The sequence below is a fragment of the Terracoccus sp. 273MFTsu3.1 genome, assembly GCF_000383675.1.
Classification (GTDB): Bacteria; Actinomycetota; Actinomycetes; order Actinomycetales; family Dermatophilaceae; genus Terrabacter.
The window spans coordinates 1-3248 of record NZ_KB911836.1 but is presented as its reverse complement, the minus strand read 5'-3'; the positions used below and the strand labels follow the sequence as shown (position 1 = coordinate 3248).

Genomic DNA, 3248 nt, shown 5'->3' with positions numbered 1-3248 from the left:
GGGTGTGGGGTGCCGGTTGTATTTTGAGAACTTCACAGTGGACGCGAGCATCTTTGTAGTGTCAAGTTTTTAAGGGCACACGGTGGATGCCTTGGCACCAGGAACCGAAGAAGGACGTAGGAATCTGCGATAAGCCTCGGGTAGTCGATAACCAGACTGTGATCCGAGGATTTCCGAATGGGGAAACCCGGCTGGAGGCAAGTCCAGTCACCCGCACCTGAATATATAGGGTGTGTGGAGGGAACGTGGGGAAGTGAAACATCTCAGTACCCACAGGAAGAGAAAACAACATGTGATTCCGTGAGTAGTGGCGAGCGAAAGCGGATGAGGCTAAACCGGGCGTGTGTGATAGCTGTCAGGCGTTGCACGTTCGGGGTCGTGGGACCCACCAGTCGGCTCTGACAGGTCGGCGGGGAGTAAGAAATCTGCGTCATAGTCGAAGAGCATTGAATGGCTCGGCATAGAGGGTGCGACCCCCGTAGACGAAATGGTGTGGACTCCCGGTGGATTTCCCAAGTAGCACGGGGCCCGAGAAATCCCGTGTGAATCTGGCAGGACCACCTGCTAAGCCTAAATATTCCCTGGTGACCGATAGCGGACAAGTACCGTGAGGGAAAGGTGAAAAGTACCCCGGGAGGGGAGTGAAATAGATCCTGAAACCGTGTGCCTACAATCCGTTGGAGCCTCCCGCCGTTGGGCGTGTGGGGTGACAGCGTGCCTTTTGAAGAATGAGCCTGCGAGTTAGTGCTCAGTGGCGAGGTTAACCCGTGTGGGGAAGCCGTAGCGAAAGCGAGTCCGAATAGGGCGTCTGAGTCGCTGGGTCTAGACCCGAAGCGGAGTGATCTACCCATGGCCAGGTTGAAGCGCAGGTAAGACTGCGTGGAGGACCGAACCCACTTAGGTTGAAAACTGAGGGGATGAGCTGTGGGTAGGGGTGAAAGGCCAATCAAACTCCGTGATAGCTGGTTCTCCCCGAAATGCATTTAGGTGCAGCGTCACGTGTTTCTTGCCGGAGGTAGAGCTACTGGATAGCTAATGGGCCTCACCAGGTTACTGACGTTAGCCAAACTCCGAATGCCGGTAAGTGAGAGCGTGGCAGTGAGACTGCGGGGGATAAGCTCCGTAGTCGAGAGGGAAACAGCCCAGATCACCAGCTAAGGTCCCTAAGCGTGTGCTAAGTGGGAAAGGATGTGGAGTTGCTGTGACAACCAGGAGGTTGGCTTAGAAGCAGCCACCCTTTAAAGAGTGCGTAATAGCTCACTGGTCAAGTGATTCCGCGCCGACAATGTAGCGGGGCTCAAGCACACCACCGAAGCTGTGGCATTGACATACTGCTCGGCACCGACACCTGCGGGTTCGGTGTCCAGGCGTGTTGATGGGTAGGGGAGCGTCGTGTGGCCAGGGAAGCGGCGGTGTGAACCAGCCGTGGAGGCCACACGAGTGAGAATGCAGGCATGAGTAGCGAATGACGGGCGAGAAACCCGTCCGCCGAATAACCAAGGGTTCCAGGGTCAAGCTAATCTGCCCTGGGTAAGTCGGGACCTAAGGCGAGGCCGACAGGCGTAGTCGATGGACATCCGGTTGATATTCCGGAACCGGCGAAGAACCGCCCATGACGAACCTTGTGATGCTAAGTGCCTGAAGCACGCCCACCGGACCTTCGGGTCCATCGGGTGTGTGGAGCGCACGACCCGATCTGGTAGTAGTCAAGCGATGGAGTGACGCAGGAAGGTAGCCTCCGCGTGGCGATGGTTGTCCACGTCCAAGGGTGTAGGGCGCGATCCAGGCAAATCCGGGTCGCACATAAGCCTGAGACCTGATAGTGACCGCGAATGCGGGAAGAGGGTGATCCTATGCTGCCGAGAAAAACTTCTAGCGAGGTTCGAGCCGCCCGTACCCCAAACCGACTCAGGTGGTTAGGTAGAGAATACCAAGGCGATCGAGTGAATCGTGGTTAAGGAATTCGGCAAAATACCCCCGTAACTTCGGGAGAAGGGGGGCCCTGATCGTGACGACACTTGCTGTCCGAGCGTGATCGGCCGCAGAGACCAGGGAGAAGCGACTGTTTACTAAAAACACAGGTCCGTGCCAAGTCGCAAGACGATGTATACGGACTGACGCCTGCCCGGTGCTGGAACGTTAAGGGGACCGGTTAGCCTCACGGCGAAGCTGAGAACTTAAGCGCCAGTAAACGGCGGTGGTAACTATAACCATCCTAAGGTAGCGAAATTCCTTGTCGGGTAAGTTCCGACCTGCACGAATGGCGTAACGACTTCTCCACTGTCTCAACCACGAACTCGGCGAAATTGCACTACGAGTAAAGATGCTCGTTACGCGCAGCAGGACGGAAAGACCCCGGGACCTTTACTACAGCTTGGTATTGGTGTTCGGTACGGCTTGTGTAGGATAGGTGGGAGACTGTGAAGCCGTCACGTCAGTGATGGTGGAGTCAACGTTGAAATACCACTCTGGTCGTTCTGGATATCTAACCTCGGTCCGTGATCCGGATCAGGGACAGTGCCTGGTGGGTAGTTTAACTGGGGCGGTTGCCTCCTAAAAGGTAACGGAGGCGCCCAAAGGTTCCCTCAGCCTGGTTGGTAATCAGGTTTCGAGTGTAAGTGCACAAGGGAGCTTGACTGTGAGACAGACATGTCGAGCAGGGACGAAAGTCGGGACTAGTGATCCGGCGGTGGCTTGTGGAAGCGCCGTCGCTCAACGGATAAAAGGTACCCCGGGGATAACAGGCTGATCTTGCCCAAGAGTCCATATCGACGGCATGGTTTGGCACCTCGATGTCGGCTCGTCGCATCCTGGGGCTGGAGTAGGTCCCAAGGGTTGGGCTGTTCGCCCATTAAAGCGGTACGCGAGCTGGGTTTAGAACGTCGTGAGACAGTTCGGTCCCTATCCGCTGTGCGCGTAGGAAACTTGAGAAAGGCTGTCCCTAGTACGAGAGGACCGGGATGGACGAACCTCTGGTGTGTCAGTTGTTCTGCCAAGAGCACCGCTGATTAGCTACGTTCGGAAGTGATAACCGCTGAAAGCATCTAAGCGGGAAGCACGTTTCAAGATGAGGTTTCCAGGCCCGCGAGGGCGAGAGGCTCCCAGCCAGACTACTGGGTTGATAGGCCGGATGTGGAAGCACAGCAATGTGTGGAGCTGACCGGTACTAATAAGCCGATAACTTGACTTACAAAGATGCTCCGCGTCCACTGTGCAGTTCCCGAGATACAAACGGGAACACCACCCAC

Annotated in this window: 1 rRNA gene; it reads left to right on the top strand. The window is 56.1% G+C overall.

The window, feature by feature from the left end:
• Window positions 1–59: 59 nt before the first annotated feature.
• Window positions 60–3190, top strand: a 23S ribosomal RNA gene (locus H283_RS0123415).
• Window positions 3191–3248 lie beyond the last annotated feature (58 nt).